Genomic DNA, 19,323 nt, shown 5'->3' with positions numbered 1-19,323 from the left:
GTGACGGCGTGATGTGCGGCCAGCGGGGATGTCGCACCCGTAACGGCGGGGGAGAGGGTGCCGATCGCGCCCGGAGGGAAGGAATCCGGCCGCCGACCGGTCGTTCGGGCGGGTGTCGATCTCCGCCTGATTGGCCGAAGAGGGGGGCCGGAGGCAGTCTCCGTCTGGGTTTACGGCCGCGTACTGGGGGGTTGCTACCCCTTGCGGCCGTCCAGCTCCGGCAGTCCCGCCGTCAGTGCCCGCATCGCGCGGGTCACCAGCTCCGCCGGCCCCCGTGGCCCGTCCTCGGGTTCGTCGCCCGCGGCCCACTCCTCCACCGCGACCCGCATCGCGGTGTTCGCGGCCGCCGCGGCCAGCCGTACGGCCGGCGGATCGGCGTCCGTCAGCCGCGCCAGGACCGGGATCAGGGCCTCCTCGGAGTCGTGGTGTACCCGGTGCCAGACCGCGCGCAGTGCGGGATCGCCGGGCATCGCCCGCAGCAGCCCCCGGGTCCAGTGCAGCGCCTCGGTCTCCGGCGCGTCGGCGGGGGTCAGGGCCCGGCGCGCGGCCCTCTCCAGCGTCTCGCGTACGGGCGGCGCGTCCGGCCCGGCGGGTGCGGCCAGGTCGTCGAGCCACTGCCGTACGCCGACGGCGAGCAGCGGCGCCACCGCGTCCTCCTTGGTGCGGAAGTAGCGGTAGAAGGTGCGCAGCGCGACGCCGGCCGCGCGGGCGATCTCGTCGGCGGTGACCGCGGCGCCGCGCTCGGCGAACAGGGCGGCGGCGGTGCGGGCGATCTCCAGCTGGGTCTCGGCCTTGCGCCGCTCGGTGAGCGAGGGGCGGGCGGTGGGGGCGGGGCGGGGCGCGGTCGGCATGGGTTCAGCTTACGGAGTCCGGTGACAGGTCGGCGTGACATGCGAAAGTGGCACATTGTGCCATGCGGGCGTACGGTGCGGCTGAACCTCACGAATGGAGCAGCACCATGAACCGCTTTGACGGACGCCGCGTACTGATCACCGGAGCCGGCTCGGGCATCGGCCAGGCCGCCGTCCACCGGATCCTGGCCGAGGGTGGCCGGGTCGTGGCGGCGGACATCGACGAGGCGGGCCTCAAGGCCACCGCCGACCGTGCCGCGGCGGACGGCGTCGCCGACCGCCTGGTGACCGCGCCGCTGGACATCGCCGACGAGGCGGCGGTCCGGGCCGGTGTCGCCGCCGCGGTCTCCGGTCTCGGCGGGCTGGACGTCCTGGTCAACGCGGCGGGCATCCTGCGTTCCTCGCACACCCACGAGACCAGCCTGGACTTCTTCAACAAGATCATCGCGGTCAATCTGACCGGCACCTTCCTGATGATCCGTGAGGCGCTGCCCGCCCTCCTGGAGGGCGACTCGCCGGTCGTGGTCAACTTCAGCTCCACCTCCGCCTCGTTCGCGCACCCGTACATGTCGGCGTACGCGGCGAGCAAGGGCGGCATCCAGTCGATGACGCACGCCATCGCGAGCGAGTACAGCAAGCAGGGGCTGCGCGCGGTGTGCGTGGCGCCCGGCTCCATCGCCAGCAACATGACCAGCGGCCGCGGCCCGGGGCTGCCCGAGGACGCGGACATGAGCCTGTTCACCAAGCTCGCCCCGGCCCTCGGCCAGGGCTTCGCGGGCCCGGAGACCGTCGCGGGCGTCATCGCGATGCTGGCCTCGCAGGACGGCGCGTTCATCACCGGCACGGAGATCCGCATCGACGGCGGCACCCACATGTGAGCCGGGCAAACCCTCCGCGGAGGTGACCGGGCACCGGCGGGGAAGGGCGCGGTGCCCGCGCGTGTGGCGTCGGGAGGGGCGCAGCACGTGCGGGTGCCGTGCCCTTCCCGCGTCCGCCGGGGCGTCGCCCCGGGCTCAGGCCGGCGCCCGCGCCCCGCCGTCGTCCTTCGCGCGGAGCGTCGCGAGCACCAGGGTGACCACGATGCCGCCCACCGCCCAGGCGGCCAGCACCAGCAGCGGCGCGGTCATCGCACGGCCCGGGAAGTACGCGACGGAGCGCGCCGCCCAGGTGCCCGCGCCCGGTGGCAGTGCGGGGCCGATCGACCGCCAGAACGGCGGCAGCAGCGGGTACGGATAGGCGCCGCCCGCGCTCGGGTTGCCGAACACCACGATCACCAGGATCGCCAGGCCGATGCCGATGATGCCCAGCAGCGCCTGGAAGGCCAGCGTGGTGGCCCCCACGGCGAAGACGATCAGGGCACCCAGCCCCCACAGCGCGCAGATGCCGCCGGGCAGCGCGCCGAGGACCGGGCCGACGACGATCGCGCCGGCCAGCCCGGCGACGACCGCATAGAGCGCGAGCGCGGCGAGCCGGATGACCGCCCGCGCCCCGTTGGCCGGGCGGGCGCCGTGGCTGATGGCGAGGATCGCGGCACACAGATAGCCGCCGACGCACCAGCCCACGACGAGGTAGAAGGACGTCAGGCTGCGGGCGTCACCGCCGGCGGCCGGGACGATGTCCACCGTGCGCACGGTGCGCCGTTGGGACTTCTCCGCCGCCCGGACGACCAGCTCGACGGCCTGGGAGAGCGAGGCGCCGCCGCCGCTCGCCACCAGCAGCCGGTCCGTGGTGCCGCGCGGATCGACGATCAGTGCGGCATCGATCGTGCGGTCCCTGATCTGCCGGCGTGCCTGCCGCTCCGAGGCCACCGCGCGCGGATCGAGCGGTGACCCGGGCAGCCGGTCCAGCTGCGCCACCAGCCGTCCGCCGGTCTGCGCGGGGGCGACCACGCCGAGCGGTACATCCGTCGGCTTGGGGTGATGGAAGGCGCCCGCGTACGACGTGATGAACGCGACCATCAGGCCCAGAACGCCGACCACCATCAATGCGGCCCGGGGCGTCACCGCGCTTTTGACCTCCTCGAGGAAGGTCATGCGGGTACGGGTGTCGTCGTCCGTGGTGGCCATGGCCCATATCTTCCGGGCGGTTGCGGGGGTGCGCAGATCGGACGGGGCCGATTGACGGAAGGCCGGGGCGGCGGGATACGGGGGCGGCGGCGCGCCTCACATCGCGCGTTCGTACGAATGTTCGAGTTACGCGTTATGGTGGAGGTAGAAACCAGGGGGACTCAGGATTAGCCGGGGGGCAGATGAGGCGCAGGAGGTGTAGATGCCCGGGTTCACGCATCTGCACACCGCTTCGGGATTCTCCCTGCGCTACGGCGCCTCCCACCCCCGGCGGCTCGCCGAGCGCGCCGCCGAACGCGGGATGGACGCCCTCGCGCTGACCGACCGGGACGGCCTCTCCGGGGCCGTACGGTTCGCCAAGGCCGCCGCCGAGGCCGGAATCCGCCCGCTGTTCGGCACCGAACTCGCCGTGGCGGAACGCGAACCGGCCGCCGCCCCCGAGACCACCGCCCGCCGCCGCACCCCGGTGCGCGGCGGCGCCTTCCTCGACGAGTCCGCCGCCCGCGCCGTCTTCCTCGCCCGCGACGGCGCACCGGGCTGGGCCGCCCTGTGCCGGCTGATCTCCGCCGCCCATGCCGGCCGCCAGGAGCGGCCCGCGGTCCCCTGGGACGCCCTGGAATCGGCCACCGACGGCCTGACCGTCCTGCTCGGCCCGGACTCCGAGATCGGCCGGGCGCTGACCGCCGGCCGCCCGGACCGCGCCGCCCGCCTCCTCGCCCCCTGGCGCGAGCTGTACGGCGACGCGCTGCGCCTGGAGGCCGTCGACCACGGCCGCCCCGGCAGCGGCCCCGGCTCCCTGCGGCTGGCCGCCCGCACCCTCGGCTTCGCCGTCGACCAGGGCGTCCACGCCGTCCTGACCAACGCGGTCCGCTATGCCGACCCCGGCCAGGGCCCGGTCGCCGACGTCCTGGACTCCGCCCGCCGCCTGGTCCCGGTCGACCGGCGCCGCTCCGGGGCCCGGGACGGCGGCGAGCGCTGGCTCAAGGGCGCCGCCGAGATGGGCCGGATCGCCGGGCGGATCGCCGAGGCGGCCGGATTCCGCCGTGACCTCGCCCACCGGCTGCTCGCCCTGACCGAGGAGACCGCCGGCGAATGCCTGGTCGACCCCCAGGACGACATCGGGCTCGGCCGCATCCACTTCCCCGAGCCCCACCTGGTCGGCGCCGGCCGCCGCACCGCAGCCCGGGTGCTGCGCTCCCGCTGCGCCGCCGCGATGGTGCTGCGCGGCTACGACCGCGACCGCGAGCGCTGGGAGCGGCTGCACGACGAGCTCCGCACCATCGAACGGCTCGGCTACCCCTCGTACTTCCTGACCGTCGCCCGAGTCGTCGACGACGTACGGGAGATGGGCATCCGGGTCGCGGCCCGCGGATCCGGCGCCGGGTCCCTGGTCAACCACCTCCTGGGCATCGCGCACGCCGATCCGGTCGAGCACGGGCTGCTGATGGAGCGCTTCCTGTCCGAGCGGCGGGCGGCGTTGCCGGACATCGACATAGACGTCGAATCCGCCCGCCGGCTCGAGGTCTACCGCGCGATCTTCGACCGGTTCGGGGAGGAGCGGGTCGCGGCCGTCTCGATGCCCGAGACCTATCGCGTACGCCATGCCGTACGGGACGTGGGCGCCGCGATGGGCATGGACCCGGCGCGGGTGGACCGCCTCGCCAAGGCCTTCCCGCACATCCGCGCCCGCGACGCACGGGCCGCGCTGGCCGAACTCCCCGAACTGCGCGGCGTACAGGAGGCCGGCAGCGAGCGGCTGTGGCAGCTGGTCGAGGCGCTGGACGCGCTGCCGCGCGGAATCGCCATGCACCCGTGCGGGGTGCTGCTCTCGGACGCCACGCTGCTGGACCGTACGCCCGTCGTGCCCACCAGCGGCGAGGTCCCCCTCGGCCCCCAGGGCGGGGGCGGGAGCGCCCCCCTCGCGATGTCGCAGTTCGACAAGGAGGACGTGGAGGAGATGGGGCTGCTCAAGCTCGATGTCCTGGGAGTGCGGATGCAGTCCGCGATGGCGCACGCGGTCGCCGAGATCGGCCGGGCCACCGGACGCCGCATCGACCTCGACGACCCCGCGCAGGTGCCGCCCGGCGACCGGGCCACCTACGACCTGATCCGCTCCACCGAGACGCTCGGCTGCTTCCAGATCGAATCGCCCGGCCAGCGCGACCTGGTCGGCCGGCTCCAGCCCGCCACCTTCCACGACCTGGTCGTCGACATCTCCCTCTTCCGGCCGGGGCCGGTCGCCGCCGATATGGTGCGGCCCTTCATCGAGGCCCGGCACGGCCGCAAGCCGGTCCGCTATCCGCACCCCGACCTGGAGGAACCGCTGCGCGAGACCTACGGGGTGGTGGTCTTCCACGAGCAGATCATCGAGACGCTGCGGATCATGACCGGCTGCGCGCGCGACGAGGCGGACGAGAAGCGGCGGGCGCTGTCGCATCCGGAATTCCAGGGGCGGGTGCGCGCCTGGTTCGCGCAGCGGGCCGAGCGGCGCGGCTACACCCCCGACGTGATCGCGCACACCTGGGAGATCGTCGAGGCCTTCGGCGCGTACGGCTTCTGCAAGGCCCATGCGGTCGCCTTCGCGGTGCCCACCTACCAGTCCGCCTGGCTCAAGGCGCACCACCCCGCGGCCTTCTACGCCGGGCTGCTCACCCATGACCCCGGGATGTACCCGAAGCGGCTGCTGCTCGCGGACGCCCGGCGGCGCGGGGTCCCGGTGCTGCCGCTGGACGTGAACCGGTCGGCGGTCGCCCATCGAATCGAACTGGTGTCCGGTGGCGATGATTCCCGTGGCGTCTGGGGGCTGCGGCTCGCGCTCTGCGACGTCCATGGGATGAGCGGGGCCGAAGCGCGGCGGATCGAGGGCGGGCGGCCCTACCGCTCGCTCCAGGACCTGTGGCAGCGGGCCCGCCCGTCCCGCCCGGTGGCCGAACGCCTCGCCCGGGTCGGCGCGCTGGACTCCTTCGGCGGCAACCGGCGCGACCTGCTGCTGCACATCGCCGAGCTGCACCATCGTCAACGAAGCGCCCCCAGCGGCCAGTTGACGCTGCATACGGATGGGGAGGCGCCATCCGACGCGGTCGAGCCCGCGGGGCTGCCCGACCTGAGCGACGTCGAACGGCTCAGCGCCGAGCTGGGCGTCCTCGGCATGGACGCCTCCCGCCATCTGATGGCCGATCACCGGGAGTTCCTCACGGAGCTGGGCGCCCTGCCGGCCCGGTTGCTGCGCGGCGCCCGGCACGGCGAGACGGTACTGGTCGCCGGGGCCAAGGCGGCCACCCAGACCCCGCCGATCCGCTCCGGCCGCCGGGTCATCTTCACCACCCTCGACGACAGCACCGGGCTGGTCGACTGCGCCTTCTTCGAGGACAGTCACGAGGCGTGCGCGGCCACCGTCTTCCACTCCTGGCTGCTGCTGGTCCGCGGTACGGTCCAGCGCCGCGGGCCGCGCAGCCTCAGCGTGGTCGGCGCGGCCGCCTGGAACCTCGCCGAACTGGCCGAACTGCGCCGCGAGGGCGGCCTGAAGGCGGTCACCGCGCGGCTGGCCGCGGGCCCGGACCGCCCGGCCGCGGAACCCGGGGAGGAGCCGGGAGGGGAACCCGGGCCGGCCGCCGCCTCATCCCCCGCCCCCGCCGCCCCTGCCTCCGGCCGCACCATCCGCATGGAGACCGGCTACGAAATGCACCCGTGGGCCGACCTCCAGCCCGCCGGCGAACGCGCCGCCACCGGCCGCAAGCTGTGGCACTCCAGCCCGGGGAGCGCGGGATGAACGCCGTGACCCCCTCCGGTGCAAGCACCGGCTCCACCGGAGCGGCCGACGCCGCGCCCCCTGCCGCGCGCCCGCCGGCCACGCTCCATGTCCGCTTCCGGACCGCCGACGCCACCCCCGCCGACGCCGCCCCCGCCCCGGTCGGCGCCGACCGGTACGAGCAACTGCTGCAGCTCCTCGCGCAGTTCACGCCGGTGATCGAGGCGCTGCCGCCGGACGCCGCGCTGGCCGACGTCCGCGGGGCGCTGCGCTACTTCGACCGGGACGCGGCGGGCATCGCCGAGCTGATCCGGCTGCGCGCGCTGGCGTGGTACGGCATACGGTGCACGATCGGCATCGGCGCCAACCCGCTGCTCGCGCGGATGGCGGCCCAGGGCGCGCCGCCCGGCGAGATCCGGTCCGTCCCCTCGGACGGCGGGTCCGTCGCCTCCTTCCTCGCCCGCCGCCCGGCCTCGGCGCTGTACGGCGTCGGGCCCGCGACCGCGCGCACCCTGTGCGCGTACGGACTCGACAGCATCGAACGGATCGCCGCCGCACCGCCCGCCACGCTCCAGCGGATCCTCGGCGCGAAGACCGGCCGCGCGGTGTACGAGCGGGCCCGCGGCATCGACCCGACGCCGGTGACGCCCAACGCCCCGTCCCGCTCGATGGGCGCCGAACACCGCTTCGCCCACGACGAACTGGACCCCGTACGGCGCTCCCGCGCCCTGCTCTCGCTCGCCGACGACCTCGGGGCCCGGATGCGCGCGAGCGGGCAGGCGGCCCGCACCCTCACCCTCACCGTCCGCTACGCGGACCGCTCCACCACGACCCGCACCCGTCGGCTGGCCGAACCGACCGCGCACGGCCCCGCGCTCACCGCGGCGGCCTATGCACTGCACGCCGCGCTCGGCCTGCAGCGGGCGCGGGTACGGTCCCTGGCGCTGCGGGCGGAGGACCTGTGCCGCGCCGAACTCGCCGCGCGCCAGCTGACGTTCGACCCCGTGGACGACAAGGCGCATCGCATCGAGGCGGCCGTCGACCGGGCCAGGGCACGCTTCGGAGCCGGCGCCGTCCACCCGGCGGCGAAGCTCGGTGGCGGCCCCGGGCCGGGAGCCGGTGCCGGGCCGGGGCCCGGTGCCGGGAAGGGGTCCGGGCCCCGGTGGCCGTAGCGCTCCTCAGCCGCCGTACAGCAGCTCCGTATACCGCGGACCGTAGTGCTGCTCCAGCTCCTCCAGCGGTATCTCCGTGGCCTCGAGCTGCTTGACCATCCGGGCCCGCGAGGGCAGGGCGTCCGGCTCCCAGGTCTCCGGCTTCCACAGATCGGAGCGCAGGAATGCCTTCGAGCAGTGGTAGAAGAGCTCCTCGACCTCGACCAGCAGCGCCAGCCGCGGGCGGTTGCCCTTGACGGTCAGCTCGTCGAAGAACGGGGCGTCCCGCAGCAGCCGGGCGCGGCCGTTGATGCGCAGGGTGTCGCCGCGTCCCGGCAGGAGGTAGATCAGCCCGACCTGCGGATTGGCCAGGATGTTCTGGAACCCGTCCACGCGTCTGTTGCCGGGGCGGTCCGGGATCACGAGGGTGGTGTCGTCCAGGACATGGGTGAACCCGGCCGGGTCGCCCTTGGGCGAGACATCGCACCGGCCCTGCGCGTCCGAGGTGGCTATCAGGCAGAACGGTGACCGCGCCAGCCACTGCCGGTCGAGGGCGTGCAGCCGGTGCCGGGTCTTGTGTGCGGCGTGTGCGCTCGGCTCACCGACCAGCGCCCGCAGCTCCGCCGCGGACGTCACCTCCGTGAGCTGCGCGCTGTCCGTGCCCCCTGGCTGTCGAACCGTCCCCATCGCCGTCTCCCTCCGTCGCCCGCGGTCGCCCACATCGCGTTCGACTCTACGGGGTACCTCTGACAATCGGCCCGTCCGCGACGTCCGGCGCCACCATGCCCCGGGGCGTCCCGTACCCGTACGTCCGGTGAAGGTTCGGTGTCCTTTCCTTCACCGTCACGCGGCTGGTCCATTCTGCTTACCCGGCCGTAACTTACTAGGCAGTCAACTGCGTTGGCCCTTGCGATCCGGATCGCAGGTGAACCGGCTCACCGAGCACTTCGGAGTCCCCTCACCCCGCAAGGAGCATCGTATGAAGCTGCGCTGGTCAAGGACGCTGACCCTCTTGCCCGCCCTCGCCCTGGCCTTCGGTGTCACCACCGCCCCCGCCGCAACCGCCTCCGCCGCAACTGCCGCCCCCGCCCTCAGCAGCGGCTGGAACAACTTCTCCTGCAAGCCCTCCGCCGCGCACCCCCGCCCGGTGGTCCTGGTACACGGCACGTTCGGCAACTCCATCGACAACTGGCTCGGCCTCGCGCCCTATCTGGTGGCCCGTGGCTATTGCGTCTTCTCCCTCGACTACGGCCAGTTGCCCGGCGTCCCGCTCTTCTACGGCCTCGCGCCGGTCGAGGCGTCCGCCCGGCAGCTCGCCACCTACGTCGACCGGGTGCTGGCCGCCACCGGTGCGCGCAAGGCCGATCTCGTCGGCCACTCCCAGGGCGGCATGATGCCGCGCGTCTACCTCAAGTTCTACGGCGGCGCGGACAAGGTGAACGCGCTGGTCGGGCTGGCCCCCGACAACCACGGCACCGACCTGAACGGCCTGACCCGCCTCCTGGACCACTTCCCCGACGCCAAGAAGTACATCGGCGAACTGACCCCCGGTCTGACCGACCAGATCAACGGCTCCGACACCCTCAACCGCCTCAACGAGGGCGGCGACACCCTCCCGGGCGTGCACTACACGGTCATCGCGACGAAGTACGACGAGGTCGTCACGCCGTACCGCTCGGGATTCCTCGACGGCTCCGACGTCCACAACGTCGTGCTCCAGGACCTGTGTCCCGCCGACCTGTCCGAGCATGTGGCCATCGGCCTCGCCGACCGCATCGCCTTCCACGAAACGGCCAACGCCCTCGACCCCGCCCACGCCACCCCGACGACCTGCGCATCGGCGTTCTGACCCGTGCCGGGGGACCGCATCCACCGCCACCGCCCGGCCCCGAAGCCGTCGGTGGACTCCTGCCGGGGGGCGTAGGCCCCGCCACGGGAGCGACCGCGGCCCTCGGCAGAGCCCAGGCGCCGGGTGCGTCCGCATGCCCGGCGCCGAAGCCCTGCCGTACGGGGTGAGACGGCGGCCGAAAGACGATCGGCGGGTCAGCCGGCCGTCGCCGCCCCGCCGGTTTTGCCCAGCAGCGCGTCCGTGCACCGCTCCGCCAGCTCCTCGGCATGGCCGGGCAGCGGCGAGCCGCCCCGCAGATGCCGGCGGACCAGCGAGAGCGGGACGTCGATGACGGCGAGCGCGACCTGTTCGGCGTCCTGGGTGCCGGCGGCCCCCAGGGCGGCCGCGAGTTCCGTCACGGTCGCGAAGACCCGGCGGTTGCCTTCGTCGGCGCGCCGCAGATGCTCCGCCGACCAGCCGTCCCGCCCGAAGCTCTCGGCTCCGTACAGGAGGAGCGCGGCCTCCTCCGGATGCGCGCGGCACCAGGCGACGACATGCCGGGAGGCCGCACGGCCGGCGGAGCGCGGGTCCGGGGACGACTTCAGCGCCGCGAAGTACCCCTCCTGGAACCGTTCGACGGTGCGCAGCCACACCTCGGCGAGCAGGGCGGAGCGGCTCGCGAAGCGGTGGTAGAGCGAGCCGCTCGGGGCGCCGGCGGCCGCCGCGACCGCGGACATGGTGACGCCTGACGGGCCCGATGCGGCGGCGAGTTGTACGGCGGCGTCGAGGAGGAGGGAGGTATCGAAGCGGGGTGGCCTGGCCATGTTCTGGAGAGTACCCTCCATTATATTAGAGAGAACTCTCCAGAAAGGGGCCCCGCAGGGATGGGCGTCTACAACGTGCACGAGAGGGTGCTGCCGGTGCCCGCGGCCGAGGCCGGGGCGCTGCTCGACGGGCTGTCCGGCGACGCCGACCGGCTGTGGCCGGGCGGCGACTGGCCGCCGATGGTGCTCGACGGCCCGCTGCGCCCGGCGGCGGCCGGCGGCCACGGCCCGGTCCGCTACACCGTCGCGGCCCATGTGCCGGGCCGGTGGGTCCGCTTCACCTTCAGCGGGCCGCGCGGCTTCGACGGCTTCCACGAGTACACCGTGCATCCGCTCGGCCCGGACCGGACGCTGCTGCGCCACACCCTCGCCATGCGCGCCCGCGGCCCGGCCCGGCTCACCTGGCCGCTGGCCTACCGCCACTTCCACGACGCGGTCCTGGAGGACAGCCTGGACGGCGCCGAGCGCGCCTGTACGGGCAGCGTCGCCCGGCCCGCCCGCTGGAGTCCGTACGTCCGTCTGCTGCGCCGGCTCAGCCGCTGACGCGCCCCGCCTTGCGTACGAGCACTCCACGCAGCGTCAGAAAGAAGAAGGAAGCGGCCGCCAGCAGTACCGGGATCAGCAGCAGCCACCCGGAGAAGGCCAGCACCACCACCGTCAGCACGGCACTGGCGGCCACGCCGCAGCACAGGGGAGTGCGGCGCGGCAGCAGTATCAGCGCGGCGGCCAGGCCGGCCAGGGTCACGGCCGCCAGGCAGGTGGCGGTCGCCTCCATCAGCACGGGCAGACCGGCGCCGCCCCACCGGGCTGCGGCGGCCACGAGGACGGCGGCCGTGCCCAGCACCGCGAGCGAGCGGCGCGGCACCTCGCCCGGCTCGCCGCCCCTGGCCAGCCAGCGGGGCGCCGCCCCGTCCCGGCCGAGGGCGGCGCCGAGCCGGGAGGCGCCCGCCAGATAGGAGTTGACCGCCCCGAAGGTGAGGAAGAGCGCCGCCGCCGCGGCGACCGGGCGGGCCGCGACGCCCACGCTCTCCGCGAGCAGATCGGTCAGCGGGGTGTCCGTACCGGCCGCGGCCGGACCCAGCGCGCCGACCGTGGCGAGCGCCAGACCGAGGTAGAGCACGGTGACGAGGGCAAGGGCGTTACGGGTCACCCGCGGCAGGTCCCGCCGGGGGTCGGCGAATTCACCGGACAGATGACTCGCCGCCTCCCACCCCGCGAACGCGAAGAACAGCACCGAGGCCGCCGAACCGACCGACGCCCAGCCGTCGGGCATGAACGGGGTGAAATGCGCGGCGGTGATGTGAGGGGCGGCGGCCAGCACCGCACACAGCAGCACCGCCGCCAGCAGCCCGCCGAGCATCAGCTGCACCCGCCCCGACATCCGCAGCCCGAACGCATTGGACGCCAGCGACCCGGCCACCACCAGCCCGCCGACGGCCGCCGCGCCCGCCTCGCCCAGGCCGGCCGCGTCCGCCACGTACTTGCCGCCGATCCAGGCCGCCGAGACCACCCCGATCGGCACCGCCCCGTAGAACCACCACCCCACAACGGCCGCCGCCCGCGGCCCGATCGCCCGGTGGACGAAGGTGGCCACGCCCCCGCCGTCGGGGAACCGCACGCCGAGCGCCGCGAAGGAGGCGGCCACCGGCACACACATGGCCAGCAGGACGGCCCAGGCCAGGACCGAGGCGGGACCCGCCGCGTCGGCGGCCAGGGACGGCAGGGTCAGCACACCGGGGCCGAGCACGGCACCCGCGCACAGCGCGGTACCGCCGCCGACACCCAGCCGCCGTACATCCGGCCGTGCAGAAGCGGGGAGAGTTGTTTCTTGTACGGTCACAGTTGCCGAACGTAACCGTAAGGTTGATCCACTTTGCTCTGAGCCGAACAAAATTCGGTTCAGGACGCACCATGGACCCCATGGACGACATTGATTCGGCGATTGTCCGCGAACTGCAGCGCGATGCACGGCAGACCAACCGCGACCTGGCCCGCAAGCTGAACATCGCCCCCTCCACCTGCCTGGAGCGGGTCCGCGCGCTCCGCGCCCGCGGCGTGATCACCGGCTACCGCGCGACGGTGGACCTGCGCGCCCTCAACCGCCCCGTACAAGCCCTGCTCACCGTCCGTGTCCGCCCCCTGAACCGCGAACTCATCGAGCGTTTCAAGGCGTTCCTGGTCTCCCTGCCCGAGGTGCTCAACGTCTATGTCGTGGCGGGCGGCGATGACTTCCTGGTCCATGTCGCCGTACCGGACGTCGACCGGCTGCACGGGCTGCTGATGGACGAGGTCTTCAAGCGCCGCGAGGTGGTCGACTGCCGTAGCTCGGTGATCTACCAGCACGTCGCCAACGACATCATCGGGCCGTTGCCGCCCCATGGGCAGGGCGGGGCATGACGGTGCGGCGCCGCCCCCTGCGAGGTGGGGTAGGGGGCGGCGCCGCGGGACGCCGGGACCGTCGCAGTCGGCCCCGGCGGTCGTGCCGCCGGCCGGCGGGCCGGCGGGCCGGGATCAGCGGCGGTGGTGGGATCATTCCCGGCCACCGGGCCTGGGGGAGCCCCTCAACGGCTCCTGCCCGGGCTCGCCCCGCTGTACGGGATCAGCGGCGGTGGTGGGATCATTCCCGGCCACCGGGCCTGGGGGAGACCCTCAACGGCTCCTGCCCGGGCTCGCCCCGCCGTACGGGATCAGCCGCGGTGCCGGGTGGCCCTGCGGCGGGTGGTGGCGAACAGGACCGCGGCACCCGTGGCCAGTACGGCGGCGCCGCCGATCGCGACCGGTGCGGTCGAGGCGTCCCCACCGGTCTCGGCCAGCCGCGTGCCGGCGGCCGGGCGGACGGCGCCGTCGGGGTGCGCACCGCCGGAGCGCGCGTTGTCGGTGTGGGCGCCGTCGGTGTGGGCGCCGCTGCCCTCGGCGCCGCTGCCGTCCGACGGGACCGCCCCGGAGTGCGGGGCGCCGGCGCCGTGGCCGTGCCCGTTCATGTCCATGGACGACTTGTCCGCCCCCGCCGCGATCTGGGAGTCCGTCGGCGCGGACGCGGTCGGCGCGGGGGCGGCGGATCCGCCGCCGCTGGCCTTCCCGAACACCACATCGGAGCAGGTGTAGAACGCCTCCGGGCTGTCCGACCGCTGCCAGATGCTGTAGATCAGATGACGCCCGGACCGCTGCGGCACCTTGCCGCCGAAGACGTACTCACCGTTCTTCAGCGTCGGGTCGGTCACCTTCACGAACGGCTTGGCCTCCAGGTCCGACCACTTCAGCGGCTTGGTCGGGTCATAGCCGTCCTTGGTGAGGTACAGCTCGAACGAGCCCTTGTGCGGGGCGGTGGCCTTGTAGTGGAACGTGTGGCTGCCGGCCCGCATCGCGGACGACGGCCAGTCGGCACGCGGCAGGTCCAGCCCCTTGTACTTGTCGTCTCCGCCGCTGCACAGCTTCCCGTCCGGGATCTTGGTCTTCGACTGACCGCCTGCGTTGCCGTCGCGCACCGCGTTCCAGTCGTAGAAGGCCTGCGCGCCGCTGGCCTGTACGGCGGCCTTGCACGCCGCGGACTTCGGGCTCTCGGGGCCCTCCGCGTAGCACGCCGAGACGCGGCTGACGGGGTCCGACATCGAACCGTGCGCCGCGGCCGGAGTCGCGGTCACCACGGTGAGCGCGAGCGGCGCGAGGCCGGCCAGCGCGATCCCGGTGGCCTTACGACTGGCCTTGCGACTGGCCTTGCGACTGGCCGTGCGACGAGCGGTCATCGTGGGGGTCTCCTTCATCAGGTACGTCGAGCGGGGGCGGTCGGCAAGACGGGCCGTGGGGGGTCGGGACACATGCCCGGTGCCGTCCCCCGGTGGCGGCGCCGGGGCACGAACCCCGCCTTGCGAGAAGCACGCTAGCCCCGCTGAACAGCGGATTTGAGGCCCGAAGGCTGATCCTGGAGATCCTTATGGTCCGGTTAAGGAAGCGCTAAGCGGGGGCACAGGAAGGGTCGCCCAAAACGGGCACCGTGAGCCGGAGTTGCCCCACTGTCCGTCCGTCACGGTCCGGGAGAGTCCACCTGGATCTGTTTCTGCCGGCTCTCCCTTTGGCTCCCGGCCCGCCTGGCTCTGGCCCCCCGCCGTGGCTCGGGATGGCCGGCGCAACTCACCTCGAACATGAAGAAGGAGACCCGGACAGCCCGTCCGGGTCTCCGCACTTCAGGGGCTTCCCGCTCGCCTCAGCGGCACGGCCACGAAGCAGACCACCCACCGCAATCACGCAGCAGGCGCACCACGGCGGGCGACGCCGACTGGTATCGCCCTCAAATCCTCCCAATCACAGGAAGAGGCAGTGCAGGGTGCTCGTGAATTCATGCCGCGACTCCACGAGATTCCGTGAACTCGCCTTAGCTGGCAACCGCCAACCGCGACTTGCCTATGGCGGAATTCTTCTGGCGGAATTCTTCCACGGCTCCGACGGCGAGGAAATGCACGGCGAAGCTAATCTCCGGTTGTCGACTGGCTGTCGGTCGCGCTGTTACTGCTGCTGGTGCTACTGGTGGACATGCCGCCGGTGCTGTCCGTGCCGGCACTCGACGTACCTCCGGTTGTGCTGGTGTCGCTGGTGTTGGTCGACGTGCCGCCGGTGCTGTCCGTGCCGGCACTCGACGTACCTCCGGTTGTGCTGGTGTCGCTGGTGTTGGTCGACGTGCCGCCGGTGCTGTCGGTGCCGGACACTGACACACCGCCAGTGCCCTCCGTGCCGGCACTCGACGTACCTCCGGTTGTGCTGGTGTCGCTGGTGTTGGTCGACGTGCCGCCGGTGCTGTCCGTGCCGGACACTGACACACCGCCAGTACCCTCCGTGCCGGCACTCGACATGCCCCCAGTTGCGCTGCCGTCGCTGCTACTTGTCAACACACCGCCAGTGCCGTCCGAGCCGGTGGTCGACACACCGCCGGCACCCGACATGCCCCCGGCCGCGCTGCTGTCGCTGCTACTGGTCGACATACCGCCGGTGCTGTCGGTGCCGGACACTGACACACCGCCAGTACCTTCCGTGCCGGCGCTCGACATACCCCCAGTCGTGCTGCTGCCACTGGTGCCCGTGGTGGACACGGGGTTCGCCGGAGGTTCGTACTCGAGTTCGGTCCTGATTGTGTCGTACATCTCGCCTATTTCGCCGCCGATCTCCTTGCCAACTTTTGCAGTTACCTCCTGCGCGCGCATGCCAAACTCTCCACCAAGAACTCCGACCGCTTGTCCGGCCCATTCTCCGATCGCCTCTCCGGTTTCTCTTCTTTCGCTCCTGTGGCTATTGGTGTCATGAAAGACCGGAGCGTTAGGATCGACATCGGGGTCTGTCCATTTCGGGGGGACGGGCTGGCCGTCCGTATCAACCCTGGATATTTTCTGTTCGGGCGTGTCGGTAGGAGGGGTGGCCGCTGCCGCTGTGGTAGCGCCTACGGAAACGAGAAGTGCGCTACTGAGGCAGGATGCGCAAATGAATCGGGGGATTCGACCCCGGGTCGTGGTAGTCATGATCACTCCGTGAACGCATAATGTGGCACTGAGTGTTAGTGGCCCTTTAGGGCAAATTTATTGAATGGGCTACGACTTGTCGTGTCGCCCGGTGGGGGCAGCCCAAAGCCCTTCGCGCGTCATTCTCCTCCGGCCATCGCTTTCCCCTATGGGCCGAAAGGCCCAATGTGGGTAGAAATACCCCGCGGAACTCGCCTGACTGTAAAGCGCTGTGACTCCCCGTTTGGCTCTCCTCGGCCCGTAACTGATGCGCAGGAGTAGCCCAATGCCTGACCTGCGAAGCAAGGCACCTGCAAGCTCTTCGCTTGCTTACGGAAGCGCTAACAACGGCCAACGCAATGCGGTGGATCGGCGCCGATTGCCGTGTACGGGACGGTAGTTGAGCGTTCGGCCCGCCCGGTGTGGGGATATCGCCGTGGATCGTGGTCGGATGACCCGTGGGACCGCCTTGAACTTCTGCTGCCGCAGCGTGAGCGGCGTTTCCGGTATCCGGATCGCAAGCCGTTGCCGGCCCGCTGTGCGGGATCTTGTACGTGCTGCACACCGGCATCCAGTGGGCCATCGCACGCCGCGGATCCCGGCACGGCGCCGGACTGGGCACCTACCGCTGGGTCGTGGAGAGGAGTGCCCGTCAGGAGCTTCGGTAATTGAATGCATAATCGCGCATGCAATTTTTCCGTTCGCGCGGAATCCGGTGTCGGAACAGCGGACGACCGCTCGGAGCACCGCCATCGGCTCCCACGTCGATGCCGGACCTCGCACGGGAGCAGTCCGACGGCGACGGATCGGGCGTGGGGCCAGTGGTTTCCGGATCGGCTTCGGATCGTCGCTGCCGTCGAGCGCGGCGTACGCGGCCAGCAGCGCGCCGACGAGGACCGAACGCTCAACTACCGCCCGGACACGGAAGTCAGGGCCGATCCGCCTCATTGTGTTAGCCGTTGTAAGCGGGGGGGGGCGCCTCGTCGGCACGGTCGCGAAGCCGACTTCTCACCGCATGACCGGTTCGATCGGTCTGGCCGGCCAGTATGTGCCGTCGGCCTTCTGATCCGAAGCTCTATCTGGAGCGGTCCAGGGGGCGTTCAGGACCTGGACGCGGCGACTGGACTCATGCCGTCAAATCAGGCACGTACGGGCAACGTATCCAATGGTGTCCAGCCTCATCCACACGTCGGATCGTTGTCCGCAGGCGGTGTATACGGCTCCTTCCACGCCCTGCTCCCCACACACGGTTCGCCCCTTCGCCACCGACCCGATGATCGGGCTCGTGGTGTTGGCGTAGTACCAAATATTGAGCTTTTCCTTTGCCTTGAACTCCTGCCCCATGTGCAAGACGAAGAAGCGGCCGAGGCGGACGGTGTGGCCAAGGCGGTCGGCGCGGCGGCTACGGAGACGGAGACGGCGATCAACGCCGTAGCGGCATAACACCCGAGTGTTCGTTTACGCATGTACGAGATCCGCCCAGAGGCACTTGGAGCTCTTGACGCAACGTGGTGTGCAGGCGTCGTCGGCAGATCAGGGAGCAGCCGAGCGGTGTTCGGTGCCGCGCCGGGCGATGAACGGCTTGAGGGCAGTAGAGAAGGGAGGCAGCACGGCTGCGTGGTCTCGGAGATCACCTCGGCATCGGCTGAGCGGGGGCACAGGCAGGCGGGGTGAAATCGGGCATCTGGGGCGTGAGTTGGGCGGCCGTCGGTCCGTGATGGTCCGGGGGAGTGCCCCTCCGTCCGGCTATGAACTCGTTCCGAGGCGGTCGGCAATTCGGAGAATGCTCTTTCCGTTGGTGGCGCTTTCGCTTAGCCGTTGCACCGCGACGCCGAGTTCTTCGGGGTCGTATGCGGCGGTGATGTCGATGCGGATCCGCCCGCGGGCCAGGAGTTCGAGTGCCTGACGAGCGGAGTCGGCGAGGCGGTCCGGGTGGGTCCGGCTCAGCAGGTTGCTGTTGTGGGTCACCAGCGATTTGCCCGCCATGAGCAGGTCGTTGGCGTCGGCGAGGACGGGTTCGTGGCTGCTGATGTTGCCGTACGCGACCAGTCGTCCGTGCGGCGCAAGCGCCTGCAGGCCCGCCTGTCGGGTACGGCCGCCGACCGGGTCGAGGACCACGTCGAACCGTTCGTCTCCGATGTTCGCCGGGAAGTCGTCGCGCAACAGGACCTGGTCGAAGCCGAAACGGGCCGCGTAGTCGGCCCTGCGGGGACTGCCGACCACGCCGACGATCCGGCCCGCGCCGGCCAGCTTGGCGAACTGGGCGGCGAGAGTGCCGACTCCTCCGGCGGCGGCGTGGATCAGCACGCTCTCGCCTGCACGCACCCGTGCGGCGTGGTGAACGAGGTCGTAGGCGGTCGGGGTGCTCCAGCCGAAGCCTGCCGCTGTCCGCAAGGGAACGCTGCCGGCGGGCAGCGCGAGTACCGCGGGCACCGTGACCACTTCGGCGTAGGCGCCGGCCGTGGTCAGTGCAGCCACGGGTTCGCCCACGCGGCCTTCGTCCACGCCCTCACCGACCGCGATGACGTGCCCGGACGCCTCGAAACCGGGGACGAACGGGCGCGGTACGGGGAAGTGGCCGTCCCGGACCATCGTGTCGCCCCACTGGATGCCGGCGTACGCCGTCCGGATCGCGACCTCGCCAGGGCCGGGGACGGGCTCGTCGAGCTCGGTGATCCGGTAGTTGTCATCGCTGTCGAGAATGATCGCCCGCATGATGCAGCCTCCTGTGCTGACTCAGTATCCTGTGTCAGGGGGGACGTTAGGTGTAACAGGTAGCTGTGTCAACACAGTATGTTGTGTATTGGAGTGAGGACGTGGCGGACATCCCGGTCGAGGAGTACCTCTGCACCCGGATCAGGCGTGCGGAGCAGGCGCTGATGGCGCACCACGAAGCCGTACTGCGCGGCCATGGGCTGACCATGACGCAGTACACCGTGCTGCTGATCCTCTCTCGTGAGGGCGGCATGTCCGCCGCCCAGGCGGCCCGGTCCTGCGGGGTCACCCAGCAGAGCATGGCCACGGTCCTGGCCAATATGGAGGGCAAGGGGCTCATTCGCCGCGACCCCTCCCCGGTGCACGCCAAGGTGCAGATCGCCACGCTGACCGAGGACGGCCGGACGGTGCTGGGCCGCGCCTACGACGAAGTGATCGTCCTTGAGCGCGCACTCACCGCCGCGTTCACGCCCGCCGAGCACGCCTCCCTCTGTGAACTCCTGGAACGCACGACGGCTGTCCTTGTCGACCAGACGCCGCCCGCCCGCGCCCGCTGACCGCCCTTTCGGGCGCGGCCCGCTGGCCGGGCTCCGGCTCGGCTGATCCACGGGCCCCGGCCGCGGGCATCCGCTCGCCCCTGCGTTGTCAGTGGTCCCT

The 19,323-nt window shown here is 72.0% G+C and carries 15 protein-coding genes and 1 pseudogene; 9 read left to right on the top strand and 7 right to left on the bottom strand.

What is annotated here, in order from left to right:
- Nucleotides 1-194: 194 nt before the first annotated feature.
- Entirely contained in the window at nt 195-851 is a 657-nt protein-coding gene (locus ACIRPT_RS28860; RefSeq protein ID WP_403832289.1) for a TetR family transcriptional regulator, read from the bottom strand.
- Between the two features lie 107 nt (nt 852-958).
- On the opposite strand from ACIRPT_RS28860, the gene ACIRPT_RS28855 reads away from it, so the two are divergent.
- Complete coding sequence (locus ACIRPT_RS28855; RefSeq protein WP_403832286.1) at nt 959-1,729, top strand: SDR family NAD(P)-dependent oxidoreductase; 771 nt, start codon at nt 959-961, stop codon at nt 1,727-1,729.
- Nucleotides 1,730-1,864: 135 nt separating this feature from the next.
- Here the strand turns inward: ACIRPT_RS28855 and ACIRPT_RS28850 are convergent, their stop codons facing one another.
- Nucleotides 1,865-2,917 carry a DUF3533 domain-containing protein gene (locus tag ACIRPT_RS28850; RefSeq protein ID WP_403832284.1) on the bottom strand — a complete coding sequence of 351 codons (1,053 nt, stop codon included), beginning with the start codon at nt 2,915-2,917 and terminating at the stop codon, nt 1,865-1,867.
- A 202-nt stretch (nt 2,918-3,119) separates the two neighbouring features.
- Between ACIRPT_RS28850 and ACIRPT_RS28845 the strand changes: the two genes are divergently transcribed.
- Complete coding sequence (locus ACIRPT_RS28845; RefSeq protein WP_403832281.1) at nt 3,120-6,686, top strand: DNA polymerase III subunit alpha; 3,567 nt, start codon at nt 3,120-3,122, stop codon at nt 6,684-6,686.
- On the top strand, nt 6,683-7,837 hold the full coding sequence (locus ACIRPT_RS28840; RefSeq protein ID WP_403832279.1) for a DNA polymerase thumb domain-containing protein: 1,155 nt from the start codon (nt 6,683-6,685) through the stop codon (nt 7,835-7,837). Before ACIRPT_RS28845 ends, ACIRPT_RS28840 begins: the two co-directional genes overlap by 4 nt.
- A gap of 6 nt (nt 7,838-7,843) precedes the next feature.
- On the opposite strand, the gene ACIRPT_RS28835 is transcribed toward ACIRPT_RS28840, so the two are convergent.
- Nucleotides 7,844-8,503 carry a pyridoxamine 5'-phosphate oxidase family protein gene (locus ACIRPT_RS28835; protein ID WP_403504008.1) on the bottom strand — a complete coding sequence of 220 codons (660 nt, stop codon included), beginning with the start codon at nt 8,501-8,503 and terminating at the stop codon, nt 7,844-7,846.
- 292 nt (nt 8,504-8,795) lie between these two features.
- Here ACIRPT_RS28835 and ACIRPT_RS28830 point away from each other — a divergent pair, with 292 nt between their 5' ends.
- Entirely contained in the window at nt 8,796-9,665 is an 870-nt protein-coding gene (locus ACIRPT_RS28830) for an esterase/lipase family protein (RefSeq protein ID WP_403832277.1), read from the top strand.
- A 194-nt stretch (nt 9,666-9,859) separates the two neighbouring features.
- Here the strand turns inward: ACIRPT_RS28830 and ACIRPT_RS28825 are convergent, their stop codons facing one another.
- Nucleotides 9,860-10,468, bottom strand: a complete 609-nt coding sequence (locus ACIRPT_RS28825) for a TetR/AcrR family transcriptional regulator (protein WP_403832274.1) — start codon at nt 10,466-10,468, stop codon at nt 9,860-9,862.
- A gap of 60 nt (nt 10,469-10,528) precedes the next feature.
- Here ACIRPT_RS28825 and ACIRPT_RS28820 point away from each other — a divergent pair, with 60 nt between their 5' ends.
- A complete protein-coding gene (locus tag ACIRPT_RS28820; RefSeq protein ID WP_403504016.1) occupies nt 10,529-11,011 on the top strand; it encodes an SRPBCC family protein in 483 nt (160 codons plus the stop codon).
- On the opposite strand, the gene ACIRPT_RS28815 is transcribed toward ACIRPT_RS28820, so the two are convergent.
- Entirely contained in the window at nt 11,001-12,308 is a 1,308-nt protein-coding gene (locus ACIRPT_RS28815; protein WP_403832271.1) for an APC family permease, read from the bottom strand. The two genes, ACIRPT_RS28820 and ACIRPT_RS28815, sit on opposite strands and share 11 nt — an antisense overlap.
- An 80-nt stretch (nt 12,309-12,388) precedes the next feature.
- Between ACIRPT_RS28815 and ACIRPT_RS28810 the strand changes: the two genes are divergently transcribed.
- Nucleotides 12,389-12,865: an Lrp/AsnC family transcriptional regulator gene (locus tag ACIRPT_RS28810; protein ID WP_403504021.1), complete on the top strand. Its 477-nt coding sequence runs from the start codon at nt 12,389-12,391 to the stop codon at nt 12,863-12,865.
- Between the two features lie 290 nt (nt 12,866-13,155).
- Here the strand turns inward: ACIRPT_RS28810 and ACIRPT_RS28805 are convergent, their stop codons facing one another.
- Nucleotides 13,156-14,211, bottom strand: coding sequence for a lytic polysaccharide monooxygenase (locus tag ACIRPT_RS28805; protein ID WP_403832267.1), 1,056 nt, complete (start codon nt 14,209-14,211; stop codon nt 13,156-13,158).
- Nucleotides 14,212-14,989: 778 nt separating this feature from the next.
- Here ACIRPT_RS28805 and ACIRPT_RS28800 point away from each other — a divergent pair.
- Nucleotides 14,990-15,760, top strand: a complete 771-nt coding sequence (locus ACIRPT_RS28800; RefSeq protein WP_403832265.1) for a hypothetical protein — start codon at nt 14,990-14,992, stop codon at nt 15,758-15,760.
- A gap of 613 nt (nt 15,761-16,373) precedes the next feature.
- Nucleotides 16,374-16,580, top strand: a pseudogene (locus ACIRPT_RS28795) (IS5/IS1182 family transposase); the annotation flags it as partial.
- 1,117 nt (nt 16,581-17,697) lie between these two features.
- Here the strand turns inward: ACIRPT_RS28795 and ACIRPT_RS28790 are convergent.
- The gene (locus tag ACIRPT_RS28790; protein ID WP_403832263.1) at nt 17,698-18,666 is read right to left on the bottom strand and encodes a zinc-binding alcohol dehydrogenase family protein; all 969 of its coding nucleotides are present in this window, start codon (nt 18,664-18,666) and stop codon (nt 17,698-17,700) included.
- A gap of 101 nt (nt 18,667-18,767) precedes the next feature.
- Between ACIRPT_RS28790 and ACIRPT_RS28785 the strand changes: the two genes are divergently transcribed.
- Nucleotides 18,768-19,223, top strand: a complete 456-nt coding sequence (locus tag ACIRPT_RS28785) for a MarR family winged helix-turn-helix transcriptional regulator (protein ID WP_403832260.1) — start codon at nt 18,768-18,770, stop codon at nt 19,221-19,223.
- Nucleotides 19,224-19,323: the final 100 nt, after the last annotated feature.

The organism is Streptomyces sp. NPDC101227 (assembly GCF_044767545.1).
GTDB lineage: Bacteria > Actinomycetota > Actinomycetes > Streptomycetales > Streptomycetaceae > Streptomyces.
The sequence above is the reverse complement of the archived record's forward strand: the minus strand, read 5'-3'. Positions and strand labels throughout refer to the sequence as shown.